This is a genomic window from Actinoplanes sp. GCM10030250, from assembly GCF_042666575.1.
In the GTDB taxonomy this organism is placed as follows: Bacteria; Actinomycetota; Actinomycetes; order Mycobacteriales; family Micromonosporaceae; genus Actinoplanes.
Genome location: NZ_JBHTDO010000045.1, coordinates 1 through 15,555 on the forward strand (window position 1 = coordinate 1; position 15,555 = coordinate 15,555).

Consider the following 15,555-nt stretch of genomic DNA (forward strand, 5'->3'; position numbering starts at 1 on the left):
GGCCGGCTGGCGCCCAGGGGTGCCTCGCGGCCCGAAAAACACCACCCACGCCCAGCCGAGCGGGCCGGCTGGCGCCCAGGGGTGCCTCGCGGCCCGAAAAACACCACCCACGCCCAGCCGAGCGGGCCGGCTGGCGCCCTGGGGTGCCTCGCGGCCCGAAAAGCACCGCTCACGCCCAGCCGAGCGGGCCGGCTGGCGCTCGGGGGTGCCTCGCGGCCCGAAAGGCGGGTCCGGCTTCAGGTGGAGGAGATGTCGGTGAAGCGGGGAGCGCCGGGCTCGAGGTCGACGCGAGTGGCGCGGGCGGCGAAGCTGATCGCGTGGTACCACCCGCACAGCAGCGTCGCGTCGAGCAGCTGTCGCTCGTCGAACAGCTCCCGCGCTGATCGCCACAGTTCGTCGTCGAGGTCCGACGAGTCGTGCAGGGCGTCCACCATCCGGATCAGTGCGGCCTCCCGGCCGGCCGTCCAGCAGGGGTCGTCGGGGAAGCCGTGGGTCAGTGAGGTGATCTCGTCGTGACTGAGGCCGGCGCGGCCGGCGAAGGTCATGACGTGTACGCCCCACTCGTATTCGCAGCGGCAGCGCGCGCAGGTGCGCAGGATGACGATCTCCCGCTCGCGCAGTGTCAGGGACAGTTGGCGGCCGAGTTCGTACCTGCCCCAGTGGCTCATCGCGACGGTCATCGGCAGGTTCTTGGCGAACGTCCGGAACAGGCCGATGGGCGGCACGCCGGGCGGCATCATCGTGGTGAGTTGTGCTTCCACGTCCGGTGTGAACGGCGGTTCGAGCGCTGGGATGCGAGCCATGGTCACCTCTTCGCTGCTTCTGATTTAGAAGCACGGTAGCGACTCGGTCCGCGCCGCGCCAGGGGCGGCGATGTGCAGTGTCAGGGGACGCTGGGCCGCGCCAGGGATGGGGATGTCAGGCGTTGTCGTCGCCGGTCAGGGCTGCGGACCACCGGTCGGACCAGCGCATGAGCGGGCGCAAGGCCTGGTAGGCACCGTGACCGAGGTCGGTGAGGGTGTAGGCGGTGTCCGGCTGTTGCGCGACGAGGCGGGCGTCGAGCAGTTCGGTCAGCCGTTGCCGCAGGACGCTGGAGGACATGTTGTCGCAGCGCTGCTGCAGCGCACGGAAGCCGACCGGCCCGTGCCGCAGCTCCCAGACGATGCGCAGGTTCCAGCGGCGGCCGAACAGGTCGAGGGCGGCCATGACGGGCCGTCCCGTCGCCGATCCGCGGACCGGCTGTCCCGGCCGGGGCACCGTCATCGCCCGCCCCACCCCTCCCGATGCCGCGATCGCTGACACCGTACCGTCCGGTTTGATGATTCTATTTTCAAAGCGGCTGCGCGGATCGTCCGCCAGGCTTGATCACCACAGCGTCACGTGGGCTGAAATGCGAAACGGTACAGGCCCGACGATCCGCCCGCGATGATCGATCTGCCGTCCGGAGCCCAGGCGCAGCTGGTGATGCTGCCGTTGACACGCATCATCGCTACGACCCGGCGTTCACCGCTGTCCCAGATCCGTAGGCTCTGGTCGTCGCCGCCGGAGACGAAGTGACGGTCGTCGGGCGCGACCGCCAACGAGCGCACGGCACCCCGGTGACCGGTGAGCACGTTGTGGCGGCCAGCGCCGCTGAGTTTCCAGATCCGCACCGTCGCGTCGTCACCGCCGGTGACGAACCAGCCGTGGCCCGATGCGGCAACGCAGCGGACGGCGCCAGCGTGCCCGGGCCACGTCGGGGCCGCCTCGCCGGACAGAGGCGGCGACGTCCGGACGAAGTCCGGTAAAGCCGACGGAGACGCCTGCACACCGACGGCTCCGGTGCCTCGGCCGACGAGGAAGGTGGTGTGGCCTGGAACAGAAGCCATCGCAGTGACCGTTTGGCGCGGCGCATGTGCCAGAGTTGTCCAAACGGGCCCGCCGTCCTCCGGAGCGTGGACGGTCTGCTCCCCGTCGGCCCAGCCGCACACGATCCACCCATCGCCCGTGGTCGTGACGGCCGTGATGCCGGATCCCAGCTGGGCCGACCACCTGGATTCGTCAAACTGCCATCGGCGGTTGCCAGACGGAATGTCGTACCGGGCGAGCAGGCGTCTTTCGGCTACGACGACCCACGTGCCGTCCGGGCCGAACGCCACGGTATCGGCGCCGCCCGTCACATGCGCCGGCGCCGCTGTACCGGCCGAGAGGTTCCAGAGCCACGTCGTGCGAGCGCCGGCGGACAGTAGCCATTGGCCGGCCGGATGTACGGCCAGCGCGTTGACTCCCTCCTCATTCTCCGCGGCCTCCTGATGTGCCAAGCGGGCGGAATCCCAGAGGTGTACGGCACCGTCCTCCTCGCCGGTTGCGATCCAGGAACCGTCGGGGGCCATGACAGTCGTGACGACCTGCCGTCTGCCCCGGACCTTCGCTGGAGGGGACTGATCCTCGGCGGCGTTCTCGTGGGCCGGATCCCAGACGCGCCGGCGTCGATCGAGGTGCTCGACCAGGATCCGTCCGTCGGATCTGAAGAACAGCCCGGTCACGTCAGTTCCCGGGGGTATGACGGGCTGCGGCCGACGCTGCAGGCCCGGTTCCCACTTGCCTTCGGCCGTCCAGTCGATGAGGGCTGACGTGCGAAGCTCGGCCTGCTTGCGTCGGGTGGCCACGTCCCAGATCTCGACGCTACCGTCCACCCGGCCGGCGGCGATCCGGCGACCGGTGGGCGCGACGGCGACGGCCCGGACATCGCGTACCCCCTCGAAATAGCTGACAGCCCATTCGAGGCGGCCCCGCAGGCGGGCGGTCCGGCGTCGTGTGTCCATTGACCAGATACTGAGCTCGTCCCCGGCGCCGGCTATCAGGAACGTGCCGTCCCGGGCTACGTCGAGCGCTTGCACGCTGCCGCGATGCCGGCGCAGTGCCGCCCGCCGCTGCCCGGTGTGCAGATCCCAGACGATTACGGTCCGGTCGTCACCCCCGGAGGCGAGAAGACCATTGCCGGGAAGAGCCCTCAATGCGCGTACGGTGCCGGCGTGGCCGGTCAGCTCGAGGCGCAGGTCGCCCGTAGTGGTGTCCCAGACGCGCACCGCCCGGTCGGTCCCGCCCGAGATCAGCAATTTCCCGTCCGAGGTCAGGGCCAGCGCCGTCACCGGCCCGCTGTGCCCCATCAGGCTTCGGCGCAGCTCCGCCTCAGGCAGATCGGGCAGCGGCCACGCGTTGGCCAGCCGGGCGCCGGTTCGCTCGGCATCGAGCCGGGCAACCTGTGGGCCCCAGTCCAGGGTGTGCTGCACCCGGCTGTGCAGGATGTCCCGCTGGGCCTCCTTCGGAGTGGTCACACCGACCAGGTGGGCGACCTGCGCGAAGACCGCCCGCAGACGGTTCGCGCGGGCGGAGCCGACCTGTGCCAGGTCGACGTCGGGCGCCGCGATGCCGAAGCTGGCGAGCCTGAATTCCACCCAGCGCAGGTCGCCGGCGAGTTCTTCAGCATGATCCAGCCGTCCTGCCCTGACCAGGTGCTCCACCAGATGCTCGGCCACATAACGGTCTCCGTCCGGCAGCAGCCACCAGGGCGTGCCAGTGTCATGCGCCGGAAGACGCGCAGCGATGTCGTCGAGCAGGTCACCGTGCAGCGTGGCTTCTCGGCCGGAGCCGAGACGCTCCCGGAGGTAGTCGCGGATGACGTCGTGCAGGCTGATCAGCGTGTCTTCGCCTTGGCGATGCAGGACCAGCAGGGCAAGGTCGCGAAGCGTGGCCACCAGCCGGCGGGTGGCGAACTGGTCCAGGCCGGCAGTGACGTGCCAGAGCCGGTACACCAGATCGACAGGGATCAGCTCGTCCTCGACGAAGATGCCGAGCTCGTCGAGCCGGTGTCGCTCATCCTCGGTGAGTAGATCACTGCTGGCGCGGATGGTGGCGCGAACCGCCTTCTGGCGTTGCTCGGGATTGTCGAGGTCGATCTCCCGGGCGACGTCGTGCATGTCGTCCACCACCTGTCCGCCCCCACGGTGCAGGCGGGCGGCGACCTCGGCGCTCACCTCCTCGATGCGCGCGCCCGTCATCACCTGCTTGGCCAGCAACATGTTCACCAGCCGCAGGAGCAGAGGCCACCGGCCGGTATCACGGATCAAACCCTCGGCGACCGAGTCCGGCAGCGTGGGCAGGCCCCACTCCAACAGGGTCTTTGCCTGTTCCGCCGAGACACGGTCGACCTCCACCGGAATGCTGTCCGCGCCGAGGAGCGACGGGATGCGGGTGGTGACCAGCCGTGCACACCGGCGACCGCCGGTGACGAACGGGGTCAGCTGCGAGGTGAACCAGACGTCGTCGAGGATCAGCAGGCGGCGAGGTTTTTCGTCGAGCAACGAGCCGAGGTAGGCGCCTGCCTGACGGGCGTCGGTGAAGACCTGTGCCCGGTCCGGCGCCATCAGCTTCATCAGGTCGTTGATGCGGGCGGCGATCGCCGCGTCGCTGACGAGATCCCGGCCCAGGGTTACCCAGTAGACCCGGTGGCCGAAGCGGCGCCGGATCCGCGGATCGGATCGAATGATCTTGGCGATGGTGGTCTTGCCGAAACCGCCGGCGCCCTGCAGCGCGGTGGTGATTCCTACCGTCGAATCGTCCCTGCGCCAGAGGGCAGCGACGACCTTGTCGACCTCCTGCGGGCGGTCGAGGACCCATGACTCGGGATGCTCGATCGGGAGCACGACTTCGGCGCCTTGGCGCTCCGCGCGGTGCTGCACCCACCACACCGCGAGGGAGGCCACGAAACCGGCGAGGACCGCGCCGCCCGTCCAGGCGAACGGGTCGTTCCGAACCCGTTCCAGGCCCCATGGCCACGGCGTCGTCATGTCGGTTGCGGCGTTGGTAGCGATCGCTGCCAGCGCCGCCGTGACGGCGGTCAGAAAGGTCAGCAGGACAAGCGAGACAAGATGTACGCGTGCCCGGCGACGCATTCAACCTCCCATGGTCCTCGTGTCCAAGATGCCTGGTTGAACCAGCCGAGACATCGGACATTCGGACACGGTGCCGTCCTCTCCGGCACGTCGTGCCGGTCGGCCACTTGCCGGGGAGGGCCTTGACCCTTCGCTGGTATCCCTGGTCAGCGGTGTGCCGGGAAGGTGGCCAGCGTTTCGAGGACGCTGCCCAGGTGGGCGCGCATCGCCGCCTCCGCCTTCTCCGGGTCGCGGGCGCAGATGGCGTCGATGACGGCGAGGTGCTCGGGCAGGGAGACGTTCGGGCGGCCGGGGACGAGGGCGAGCCGGAACTGGTGGCGAACCATCTGGGCGTGCAGCTGGTCGATGATCTTCGTGGCGGTGTCGTGCCGGGCGGCCGCGCGCACCGTGCCGTGCAGCTCGGTGTTGAGTTCCGAGTAGCGCATCATGTCGGCGTTCGCCACCGCCCGGGTCATCTGCGCGCCGATCTCCCGGAGGCGTTCGATCTCCTCGCCGGTGGCCCGTTCGGCGGCCCGGCCGGCGACGATGCCCTCGACCGCCCGCCGGATCTCGGTGATCTCGATGGCCTCCTCGACGGTGACCTCGCGCACCCGGGCGCCCCGGTTCGGTTGCAGCTCCACCAGGCCCTCGTTGGAGAGCCGGGTGAGCGCGTTGCGCAGCAGGAACCGGCTCGTCGCGTAGCGCTCGGTCAGGTCCGCCTCGATCAGCCGCTGCCGTGGGGCGTACTCGCCGCGCAGGATGGCGGCACGCAGCTCGGTCAGCAGATCGCTCATCGTGCCGGCACTCCCCGTCATGATCGTCCCCCGCCCCGGCCGGAGGAAGGACACTCATGCTACCGATATTGTCAACAATTGTGGAGACAGTTTTGCCCACGATCTTGATCGCGACGACACGTAGCTGACAAAGTTGTCGGCACCCGGCTCGCTGACCACCCCGCATCGGAGCTGACCAGATGGCCTCTCACTACGTCGTCCGCCATGTCGACCGCGCCGCGCCGGAAACCGTCGCCGCTCTGCGGGCCGCCGGCGTCGCCACCGCCCACGAGGCGGCCGGTCGCATCGGACTGCTCGGCCCCGCGGTCCGGGCCCGGCAGAGCGGTGTCACGATCGCCGGCTCCGCGATCACCGTCTCCTGCCACCCGGGCGACAACCTGATGATCCACGCGGCCGTGGAGGTGTGCCGGCCCGGCGACATCCTGGTCGTCACCACCACCTCGCCGTCGACCGACGGCATGTTCGGTGACCTGCTGGCCACCTCGCTGCGGGCCCGCGGGGTGCTCGGGCTGGTCATCGACGCGGGCGTACGCGACATCGCCACGCTGCGCGAGATGGGCTTCCCGGTCTGGTCCCGGGCGATCCACGCCCAGGGCACGGTGAAGGCCAGCCCCGGCTCGGTGAACGTCCCGGTGGTCGCCGACGGCCAGATCGTGCGGCCCGGCGACATCGTCGTCGCCGACGACGACGGGGTGCTGGCACTGCCCGCCACGCGCGGGGCCGAGGTCGCCGCCGCCGCGGACAGGCGCCTGGCCGCCGAGGCGCACAAGCGCGAACAGCTGGCCTCGGGCACGCTCGGCGTCGACCTCTACGACCTTCGCCCGCTGCTGGCCGAGCTGGGCGTGCGGTACGTCGACCGGCTCCCCTCATGACCACCGGCGGCATCCCCTGCATGCTGATGCGCGGCGGCAGCTCGAAGGGCGCCTACTTCCTCGCCACCGACCTGCCCGCGGACCCGCACGAACGCGACGACCTGCTGCTGCGCATCATGGGCTCACCGGACGAGCGGCAGATCGACGGCATCGGCGGCGGCCATCCCTTGACCAGCAAGGTCGCCGTCGTCAGCCGGTCGGCCGACGCTCAGGCCGACGTCGACTACCTCTTCCTGCAGGTGATCCCGGACCGGGCGGTGATCACCGACGCGCAGACCTGCGGCAACCTGCTCGCCGGGGTGGGCCCGTTCGCCGTCGAGCGCGGGCTGGTGCCCGCGGGCGGCGACATCACCGCGGTACGCGTCCGCATCCTGAACCCGGCGGTGAACTACGCCGAGGCCCGGGTCCGGACACCCGGCGGCCGGGTCAGCTACGACGGCGACACCGTGATGGCCGGCACCCCGTTCCCGGCCGCACCGGTCACCCTGCGATTCCCCGGCGCCGCAACGAGCATCTTCCCCACCGGGCGACTGGCCGACAGGCTCGCCGGCCTCGACGTCACCTGCGCCCACGCCGGCATGCCGGTCGTGCTGGTGAGGGCGGCCGATCTCGGCCTGGACGGCGCCGAGCCGCCGGAGGACCTGGAGAACAACGCCGGGCTGCGCGCCACGATCGAGGCGCTCCGGCTCGAGGCCGGGCCGGTGATGGGCCTCGGCGACGTCCGCGACACCACCGTCCCGAAGATCACCATCGTGTCGCCGCCCCGCCACGACGGCACGGTGACCACCCGGACGTTCATCCCGCACCGGGTGCACGCCGCGATCGGCGTCCTGGGCGCGGTCTCCGTCGCCGCCGCCGTCCGCACCGCCGGCACCGTCGCGCACATCCCGGCCGGGTCCCTGGTGCGCATCGAACACCCCACCGGCACCTTCGACGTGGACGTCACGCTCGACGGCACCGGCCCGGACACCCGGCTGCACACCAGCTCGGTGGTCCGCACCGCCCGCAAACTGTCCGACGGCCTCGTGTGGCCGCGCACGGGAAAGGCATCCGCATGACGACCGCACCCGAGCCCCGCCTGACCCACGATCCCGATCGCCGGCGGGAGATCGCCCACATCGGCCCGATCGAGCTGTACACCCCGGTGCTGGAGCAGTCCCGGGACTTCTTCGTGCGGGTGATGGGCCTGCGGGAGGTGCACCGCGACGAGCAGTCGAGCTACCTGCACACCTGGGACGACTACCAGTCGTGGACGGTCCGGCTGGTGCGGCGTGAGCAGGCCGGCATCGGGCGTACCTATCTGCGGGCCGCCAGTCCGCAGGCACGCGACCGGCTGATCGCGACGATCGAGGCCACCGGCCTGGGCCTCGGGCGGGCCGGTGACGTGCGCGGCCTCGGTGAGGTCTACCTCTTCACCGACCCGGACGGCCACGAGATGGGCCTCTACTGGGACGCCGAGTGGTATCAGCCGGACGAGCAGGACCGGCCGGCGCTGAAGAACCAGGCCGCCGCCTACCCGGGCCGGGGTGCGAACCTGCGCCGCCTCGACCACGTCAACTACCTCACCGCCGACGTGCCGGCGACCGCCGATTTCCTGCGGGACATCCTGGGCGCCCGGTGCACCGAGCAGATCGTCAAGGACGACCACGTCACGCCGGCGGCGATCTGGTACTCGGTGGGCAACAAGTCCTACGACCTGGTCCACACCGAGGACTGGACCGGCAGCCGCGGCCGCTTGCACCATGTCGCCTTCGCGACCGACACCCGCGAGGAGATCTTGCGGGCTGCCGACGTCTGCCTCGAGGCCGGCGTGCACATCGAGACCGGGCCGCACAAACATGCCATTCAACAAACCTTTTTCCTGTACGTGTGGGAGCCCGGCGGCAATCGGATAGAGATCTGCAACGCCGGTGCCCGCCTGATCCTGGCTCCCGACTGGAAGACCGTCAGCTGGGTCAAGGAGGAGCGGGCCAAGGGCCAGGCGTGGGGCTTGAAGACGATCGACACCTTCCACACCCACGGCACCCCGGTGCTGCCGGTGACCGAATGAGCGAGGTTGCCGCATTGAGCGCTTCTCGCGTACGCATCGCCGTGCTCGGATTCGGCGAAGCCGGTGGTTTGATCTCTCGTGATTTGGTGGCCGCCGGGCGCCGCGCCGACGAGATGACGGCCGCCGCCGAGCAGGTGGCGTCGCTGGGCGTCGCGCCGCGCGTCTCGGCCGCCGCCCGTGACCTGCTCATCGAGATCCGAGACCGGAGAACCCTGCATGATCATCGACTGTCACGGTCACTACACGACCGCGCCGGGCGCGCACACCGCGTGGCGGGAGGCGCAGCAGGCGGCTTTTCGCGACGGGCGGGCGGCGCCGGCGTACCCGCGGATCTCCGACGACGAGATCCGGGAGTCGATCGAGGGCAGCCAGCTGCGCCTGATGCGCGAACGGGGCATCGACCTGACCATCTTCTCGCCGCGCGCCTCCGCCATGGGCCACCACTTCGGTGACGAGCAGGTCAGCGCCGCTTGGACGCGGGCCTGCAACGACCTCGTCGCCCGGGTCGTGCGCCTCTTCCCGGACAGCTTCGCCGGGGTCTGCCAGCTTCCGCAGTCGGCCGGAGTGCCGATCGGGAACTCGATCGCCGAACTGCGCCGCTGCGTCGAGGAGCTGGGTTTCGTCGGCTGCAACCTGAACCCGGACCCCAGCGGCGGGAACTGGACCTCCCCGCCGCTGACCGACCCGAGCTGGTACCCGCTCTACCAGGCCATGGTCGAACTGGACGTACCCGCGATGGTGCACGTCTCCGCGGTGACCAACCCGAACTTCCACGCCACCGGCTCGCACTACCTCAACGCCGACACCACGGCCTTCATGCAGTTCCTGCAGTCCGGCCTGTTCCAGGAGTTCCCCGGGCTGCGCTTCGTGATCCCGCACGGCGGCGGGGCGGTGCCGTTCCACTGGGGCCGGTTCCGCGGGCTGGCCGACATGCTCGGCAGGCCGCCGCTGCACGAGTCGGTGCTGCGCAACGTCTTCTTCGACACCTGCGTCTACCACCAGCCCGGCATCAACCTGCTGTTCGAGGTGATCGGCGTGGACAACCTTCTGTTCGGCTCGGAGATGGTCGGCGCGGTACGCGGGATCGATCCGCTGACCGGCGAGTACTTCGACCACACCCGCCGCTACGTCGACAACCTGCGGCTCTCCCCCGCCGACCGGCAGAAGGTGTACGAGGACAACGCGCGCCGGGTCTATCCCCGGCTGATCACCCATCCCGGCTGATCAGCAGCATGACTGCGCCGGAATCAGATCCGGCCGAGATCGACCTCGACGAAGAAGGGCGCGGCGAGCTTCACGACGCCGGTGAAGATCTCGCTGTCGCGGTAGCGGCCGGTCGCCGGGTCAAGAATGTACGTGTAAACGAGAGGTGCACCGGTGGCGGCCTGCTCAACCCGCCAATAGAACTGAATACCGGCTTTCGCATACTGATCGGCCTTGACGATCCGGTCGGTCGTCTCCGACCCGGGCGAGACCACCTCGACCACAAGAAGCACATGCTCGGGTCGTGTCCAGCGGGCAATCGCTGTGCGGTTGACCGTACGCAATCCCAGCATTTCGCTCGTCGATTCTGACTCGGATGGAGCAAGTGCTCAGGGCCCCGTGTGAGACGTCCGCCAGTCGCTTGACGTAACGCTGCCGAGGGCAGGATCGCGCGGTCGAGGGTGACAAAACATTGATGATCTACAATGATGGGAGCGCTCCCGCGAGTGCCCATCCACACGCGGCCGGCTCTCTCACGCTCGATCAACCCCTGATCTGAGCCCGAGCTCGGCCGGTAACAGCCCCTGAGAGGGAAGATCTATGAGTTCGAGAGTTAGGAGGGCCGGGCTCGCGTTCCTTGCCGCCACCCTGGCCTTCACCGGAGCCGTGTACGGCGTGACGAGATCGGCATCGGCCGACGTCGTCGCCCAGCTGAACGGTCCTCAACTGGTCGCCGACATGGGTGCCGGCTGGAATCTGGGCAACACGCTCGAGGCCAGCAACGACGGCACCCCCAGCGAGACGGCCTGGGGAAACCCCACAGTGACGCAGGCCTTCATCGACCGGGTACGGGCCTCGGGCTTCAAGACGATCCGGATCCCGGTCGCCTACCTGAACCACATCGGGGCCGGCCCCGACTACACCGTCAACACGGCGTGGCTGACCAGGATCAAGGAGGTCGTCGACTACGCACACAGCCGCGGCCTATACGTGCTGATCAACATGCACGGCGACGGCTACAAATCCGTCACCGGTTCCTGGCTGATCTGTGACGCCGCCGACCAGACCACGATCCGGGCGAAGTACCAGAAGGTCTGGCAGCAGGTGGCCACGAAGTTCCAGGGCTACAACGACCACCTGATCTTCGAGTCGATGAACGAGAACTTCGACGGCCAGTACGGCAACCCGACCCAGCCGTGTTACTCGAACATCAACGCCTACAACCAGATCTTCGTTGACACCGTACGCCGCACCGGCGGCACCAACGCCGCCCGCTGGCTGCTGGTGCCCGGCTGGAACACCAACATCGACCACACCGTGGGCAGCGGGTTCGTGATCCCGACGGACCAGTACCGATCGTCCACCATCCCCGCCGCCGAGCAGCGGCTGATGATCTCGGTGCACTACTACGACCCGTGGGACTTCGCCGGTCAGGAGGACGGCACCATCACGCAGTGGGGCGCCGGCGCGACCAACCCGGCGAAGAAGTCGGTCTGGGGCCAGGAGGACTTCCTGGACGGGCAGATGAAGAAGATGCGCGACACCTTCGTCACGCGCGGATACCCGTTCTTCGTCGGTGAGTACGGCTCGGTCGACAAGACGACGTACGACTCCACGAACAACCGGTACCGGGCGGACTTCGCGCGCGCCGTGGTCTCCACCGCCAAGAAGTACGGAGGGGCCACCGCCTACTGGGACAACGGCTGGAACGGGCAGCACGGTCTCGGCCTGTTCAACCGCAGCTCGGCCACGGTGACCCAGCAGGGCATCATCGACGCGATCATGAGCGGCGTCGGCAGCCAGCCGAGCTCCTCGCCCAGCACGTCGCCGAGCACGTCGCCCAGTTCCTCGCCGAGCGCCTCGCCGAGCGCCTCGCCCAGCACGTCACCGAGCGCCTCGCCCAGCACCAACCCCGGCGGCGGCACCTGCCGGGTCAGCAGCACGGTCAGCGCGTGGAACACCGGCCTGACCAACAGCATCACCATCACCAACACCGGCACCACCGCCGTCAACGGCTGGACCCTGGCCTTCACCCTCGCCGCCGGGCAGAGCATCGTCGGCGGCTGGAGCGCCAGCTACTCGCCGAGCAGCGGCACGGTGAGCGCGACCAACGCCAGCTACAACGGCACCCTGGCGCCGGGAGGCTCGACCACCATCGGCTACCAGGCCAACCACACCGGCAACTCCGCCGCCCCGACCGGGTTCAAGCTCAACGGCACCGCCTGCAACTGACCCACCACGACGGGCCGGGCCGCTTCGGCGGCCCGGCACCGCGTCCGGCCGCTACCGGGCCGGGCGCCTAGCATGGCCTCGATGACTACTCCTGGAGAACAAACCGCAGACGTCCGGGCCTGGGCGGATGACGCCTGGCGCGTGCTGTCCGACGTGCCGGTCAGCCTCGACACCGCCGGCAAGAGGCTCAGCCGTGGCAGCGGTGTCTACGCGTGGTGGGCTCCGCCTACGGTCTTTCCCGACCTGCCCGGAACGCCGAACGAGCACTCCCCCTCGCTGCGGCTGCTGTACCTCGGCCGGGCGACCAGCCTGCGGGGCCGGATCCTGCGCAACCATCTGAGGCGTTCGGGCAGCTCGACGCTGCGCCGTACGCTGGCCGGGCTTCTCGTGTCCGAGGGCTACCGGACGACCTGGACCGATCGAGTCGTCCTGACCCCGGAGGACGAGGCGCGACTGACCAGGTGGATGTCCGCGCACCTGAGCCTGACCTGGGCGGAGGACCCGGACCCGGACCTGGTCGAGGCTGAACTCGTCCGGCGCCTGCACCCGCCGCTGAACGTCAGTGGCGTTGATCCCGCCCACGTCCAGGCGGCCGTGGTCGCCGCCAAGGAGGCGTACAACGCCTCCGCCGCTCCCCCATCGGCGCCGGTGAGCAACCGCCCGGAAGCGTGAGCCACCTGATCGAGGGGTAACCGCGGGCCCGCATCATGGCTACCGTCGGTAGTCGTGCGCACAAAGACGGGACTGATCTCGGCAGCGGTGGTGGTCGTCCTGCTGGCGGGGGCCTTCGCCGTCTGGCAGGTGGTGCGCTCCGGCGACACCGTACGGGTGAAAGCCGCAACCGGCGGAACGGTACGTGGCGTCGACGGGGTGACGGTCCGGTTCACGCCGAACGCCCTGAGCGCCGACACCGACGTACGCATCAAGCATGTTGATGTCGCTCCACCGGAAGGCACCGAGTGGGACGGCCGGCCCGTCGACATCACGCTGACCGGCGGCAGCCTGCGCTCGGCGGCGACCGTCGCGTTTCCGCTGACCGGCGACGGCGACACGATGATCGTGTCGCGTCACGGGGACGGACCGTGGGTCAGCGAGGGCGGTGTCGCCGACGGCGGGACCATCACCACCGTCGTCACGCACTTCTCCGTCCGGGGGCGGATCAAGGCGAGAGCGCAGCTGGCGTACAAGATCCTCAAGGTGCCGGCGGCGTTGGGCGCGGCCGTCGTCTCCGCCTACCGCGACGCCACCTATCGCGCCCCCGATCCGGCGTGCCCGCCACCCTCACAGATCTGGCGCGGCAGCGTCAAGGGCGACAACATCAAGGTCTGTGTCACCGCCGGCACCGACGGCCACCGGCCCCGCCTGAAGATCGTCAACAACCGGCTGTACGGGCAGTTCCTGCAGCTCCGAGGCTATCCGCCGATGCAGGTCACCCAGCCCGACAGGGTCAAGCTGGTCGACAACGTGTGGCGGATGCTCGGCGACGCCAACCGCGACTACACCTACCTTCCCGGCAAGGGGACGATCGAGCTGGAGCTGCCGGCCGGCTACCGGCTGATCGACTTCCTCGCCCGCCCGGGTCTCGAGGCGGTCATCGCCCAGTTCGTCGTGGACGTGCTCAGCGTCGCGATGCTGCCGGTCGGCCTGCTCGTCTCGGCCGTGCAGTGCGTCCTCGCCGCGCCGGTGACCGAGGAGGTGGCACGCACCTTCGACCTCAAGCGCGTCCCCGAACTCGGCGGCGCCCTGCTCAACTGCGTGTCGGCCGCGACCAGCGGGTGGAGCGCCCTCGGGGAGAGCGCCGACGGCGCGCAGAAGGACGAGGCCAAGAAGGCGCGCGCGAAGGAGGTCGACGCGATCACCACGGCGATCAAGGACGCGCCGGCGATCGTGCAGACCATCCTGCGCAGCCCGATCCAGCAGGTGAAATCGCAGCACGTCATCGCCGAGCGCACCGCGATCGCCCCCACCAGGGCGCTCAACGAGGAGGCCGGAACCCTACCGGCCGCCGTGGTCGCCACCCAGAAACGCCTGTACGACGCGGCCGCCGGCTACCGCACCAACCGGTCCGGCATCGTCGACGCCCTGCCCAAGCCGGGACTCCAGTTCGGCAACGCCGCCGACCCCGGCCAGAAGCCGTCGCTCACGCTCGGCTCCGAACCCGATCCGGTCGCCGGGCCCGACGCCGCGAACGCTCTCGCCGACCTGACGAGCACACCCCCGCTGCACTGGCGATGCCCGGAGACCGGACGGGACGCGTACGTCTACGGGTTCGCCGATCCCGACCTGAACACCTACCCGGGCCGGGTGGCCGCGCTCGGTTTCGCCCCCGAGGAGGCGGGGGCGATTCTCGACGCGGCACGCGCGGCTCGGCCGTACCGGATCTGCATCGATCTTGACGGCACCTGGACGTCCTTCTCCCGCGCGACCCCGCCGGAAGCCTTCCCGGAGGCCCTGGCAGCGAAGCTGCCGGAGAAGAAAACCGACTATCAGGACTGCCCGGTGATCACGCCGAACCCCTTCACGCCCGCCGACGCCGCCTGCCAGGGCGCCACCAGGATGGACCTCGACGGCGACGGCCGGGCCGACACCCTGCTCACCTTCCGCCGATCGGAGCAGTGGACCGCACGCGCCGTGATGGCCCGGGGCCCGATCGCCGACCTCGCCCTGCCCGCCGACCCGGAACAGGGCCAGCCCTCCCAGCCGGTGGTGCACACCCACACCGATTTCGACGGCGTGGCCGGGGAAGAGGCCATGATCGTGGTCGGATTCGGCGCGCACAGCCAATTCCTGGTGATGCTGACATACACCAAGGACAAACTTCTTCTGGTACGCCATAACGACGTCGAAGGCCCATCGGAACTGTTCACCGAGGACGCCAGCATCACCTACTCGGTCGGTATCGGCTGCTCTGATCACGACCACAACGGGGTGCCTGAACTCGTCGAGGGATCCGCCTTTGTCGAGACACTGCCGGCTACCGGCTCGCAGACCCGATGGACGTGGCAGGGCAAGACTTTGACCAGGGCGGACTCGTCCGACATCACCTTCACGGATTCGCCGAAGAGGGAGTGGGAGCGGCCGCCCTACCGCGGAATCTCCTGCGCCTGGAAATGAGCAGCGACCGACCCCCGTCGACAGCCGTCATGGTGCGTTTGGCCGACCGTCAGGTTCGCGGCTCAACTGCCCCGCTCCGCCTTGGTGCACACTCGCGGTGCCCCCAGCTGGCTCCGAGTGCTGTCTCGGCCGCGTGGAGACAGCACTCACGCCCAGCCGCCCTCGACCAGCTGGCGCTCAGCGGTGCTCGCGGCCCCGAAACCCACCCCTGACGCCCAGCCGAGCCAGCCAGCTGGCGCTCAGCGGTGCTCGCAGCCGCGAAACCCACCGCTGACGCCCAGCCGAGCCAGCCAGCTGGCGCTCAGCGGTGCTCGCAGCCGCGAAACCCACCGCTCACGCCCAGCCGAGCCAGCCGGCTGGCGCTCAGCGGTGCCTCC

12 protein-coding genes are annotated in these 15,555 nt (G+C 69.7%); 7 read left to right on the forward strand and 5 right to left on the reverse strand.

Annotation, left to right across the window (positions count from 1 at the left end; genetic code table 11):
* Positions 1 to 236: 236 nt before the first annotated feature.
* The 4 genes from ACFQV6_RS38145 to ACFQV6_RS38160 all read right to left on the reverse strand — a co-directional run bounded on the left by ACFQV6_RS38145 (position 237) and on the right by ACFQV6_RS38160 (position 5,707).
* Positions 237 to 803 carry a carboxymuconolactone decarboxylase family protein gene (locus ACFQV6_RS38145; protein WP_378032574.1) on the reverse strand — a complete coding sequence of 189 codons (567 nt, stop codon included), beginning with the start codon at positions 801 to 803 and terminating at the stop codon, positions 237 to 239.
* Positions 804 to 918: 115 nt separating this feature from the next.
* Positions 919 to 1,263 carry a winged helix-turn-helix transcriptional regulator gene (locus ACFQV6_RS38150; protein WP_378032575.1) on the reverse strand — a complete coding sequence of 115 codons (345 nt, stop codon included), beginning with the start codon at positions 1,261 to 1,263 and terminating at the stop codon, positions 919 to 921.
* 113 nt (positions 1,264 to 1,376) lie between these two features.
* Positions 1,377 to 4,934, reverse strand: a complete 3,558-nt coding sequence (locus ACFQV6_RS38155; RefSeq protein WP_378032576.1) for an NB-ARC domain-containing protein — start codon at positions 4,932 to 4,934, stop codon at positions 1,377 to 1,379.
* A 146-nt stretch (positions 4,935 to 5,080) separates the two neighbouring features.
* Positions 5,081 to 5,707 carry a GntR family transcriptional regulator gene (locus ACFQV6_RS38160; RefSeq protein WP_378032577.1) on the reverse strand — a complete coding sequence of 209 codons (627 nt, stop codon included), beginning with the start codon at positions 5,705 to 5,707 and terminating at the stop codon, positions 5,081 to 5,083.
* A gap of 179 nt (positions 5,708 to 5,886) precedes the next feature.
* Between ACFQV6_RS38160 and ACFQV6_RS38165 the strand changes: the two genes are divergently transcribed.
* The 4 genes from ACFQV6_RS38165 to ACFQV6_RS38180 all read left to right on the forward strand — a co-directional run bounded on the left by ACFQV6_RS38165 (position 5,887) and on the right by ACFQV6_RS38180 (position 9,853).
* A complete protein-coding gene (locus ACFQV6_RS38165; RefSeq protein ID WP_378032578.1) occupies positions 5,887 to 6,579 on the forward strand; it encodes a 4-carboxy-4-hydroxy-2-oxoadipate aldolase/oxaloacetate decarboxylase in 693 nt (230 codons plus the stop codon).
* The gene (locus ACFQV6_RS38170; protein WP_378032579.1) at positions 6,576 to 7,637 is read left to right on the forward strand and encodes a 4-oxalomesaconate tautomerase; all 1,062 of its coding nucleotides are present in this window, start codon (positions 6,576 to 6,578) and stop codon (positions 7,635 to 7,637) included. The genes ACFQV6_RS38165 and ACFQV6_RS38170 overlap by 4 nt, the downstream gene beginning before the upstream one ends.
* Positions 7,634 to 8,629 (forward strand): VOC family protein, encoded by a 996-nt coding sequence (locus ACFQV6_RS38175; RefSeq protein WP_378032580.1) that lies wholly within the window; start codon positions 7,634 to 7,636, stop codon positions 8,627 to 8,629. The genes ACFQV6_RS38170 and ACFQV6_RS38175 overlap by 4 nt, the downstream gene beginning before the upstream one ends.
* A 216-nt stretch (positions 8,630 to 8,845) precedes the next feature.
* A complete protein-coding gene (locus ACFQV6_RS38180) occupies positions 8,846 to 9,853 on the forward strand; it encodes an amidohydrolase family protein (protein WP_378032581.1) in 1,008 nt (335 codons plus the stop codon).
* Between the two features lie 23 nt (positions 9,854 to 9,876).
* On the opposite strand, the gene ACFQV6_RS38185 is transcribed toward ACFQV6_RS38180, so the two are convergent.
* Complete coding sequence (locus ACFQV6_RS38185; protein ID WP_378032582.1) at positions 9,877 to 10,176, reverse strand: Uma2 family endonuclease; 300 nt, start codon at positions 10,174 to 10,176, stop codon at positions 9,877 to 9,879.
* Positions 10,177 to 10,432: 256 nt separating this feature from the next.
* Between ACFQV6_RS38185 and ACFQV6_RS38190 the strand changes: the two genes are divergently transcribed.
* From ACFQV6_RS38190 to ACFQV6_RS38200, 3 genes are all read left to right on the forward strand, one after another.
* Positions 10,433 to 12,064 carry a cellulase family glycosylhydrolase gene (locus ACFQV6_RS38190; protein WP_378032583.1) on the forward strand — a complete coding sequence of 544 codons (1,632 nt, stop codon included), beginning with the start codon at positions 10,433 to 10,435 and terminating at the stop codon, positions 12,062 to 12,064.
* 81 nt (positions 12,065 to 12,145) lie between these two features.
* On the forward strand, positions 12,146 to 12,736 hold the full coding sequence (locus tag ACFQV6_RS38195; RefSeq protein ID WP_378032584.1) for a GIY-YIG nuclease family protein: 591 nt from the start codon (positions 12,146 to 12,148) through the stop codon (positions 12,734 to 12,736).
* Positions 12,737 to 12,790: 54 nt separating this feature from the next.
* Positions 12,791 to 15,178 carry a hypothetical protein gene (locus tag ACFQV6_RS38200; RefSeq protein ID WP_378032585.1) on the forward strand — a complete coding sequence of 796 codons (2,388 nt, stop codon included), beginning with the start codon at positions 12,791 to 12,793 and terminating at the stop codon, positions 15,176 to 15,178.
* Positions 15,179 to 15,555 lie beyond the last annotated feature (377 nt).

Bases quoted from the DNA above. Each gene is read 5' to 3' on its own strand.
- ACFQV6_RS38195 (WP_378032584.1), top strand. From the start codon at position 12,146: ATGACTACTCCTGGAGAACAAACCGCAGACGTCCGGGCCTGGGCGGAT.
- ACFQV6_RS38175 (WP_378032580.1), top strand. From the start codon at position 7,634: ATGACGACCGCACCCGAGCCCCGCCTGACCCACGATCCCGATCGCCGG.
- ACFQV6_RS38155 (WP_378032576.1), bottom strand. From the start codon at position 4,934: ATGCGTCGCCGGGCACGCGTACATCTTGTCTCGCTTGTCCTGCTGACC.
- ACFQV6_RS38160 (WP_378032577.1), bottom strand. From the start codon at position 5,707: ATGAGCGATCTGCTGACCGAGCTGCGTGCCGCCATCCTGCGCGGCGAG.
- ACFQV6_RS38145 (WP_378032574.1), bottom strand. From the start codon at position 803: ATGGCTCGCATCCCAGCGCTCGAACCGCCGTTCACACCGGACGTGGAA.
- ACFQV6_RS38180 (WP_378032581.1), top strand. From the start codon at position 8,846: ATGATCATCGACTGTCACGGTCACTACACGACCGCGCCGGGCGCGCAC.
- ACFQV6_RS38170 (WP_378032579.1), top strand. From the start codon at position 6,576: ATGACCACCGGCGGCATCCCCTGCATGCTGATGCGCGGCGGCAGCTCG.
- ACFQV6_RS38150 (WP_378032575.1), bottom strand. From the start codon at position 1,263: ATGACGGTGCCCCGGCCGGGACAGCCGGTCCGCGGATCGGCGACGGGA.
- ACFQV6_RS38190 (WP_378032583.1), top strand. From the start codon at position 10,433: ATGAGTTCGAGAGTTAGGAGGGCCGGGCTCGCGTTCCTTGCCGCCACC.
- ACFQV6_RS38165 (WP_378032578.1), top strand. From the start codon at position 5,887: ATGGCCTCTCACTACGTCGTCCGCCATGTCGACCGCGCCGCGCCGGAA.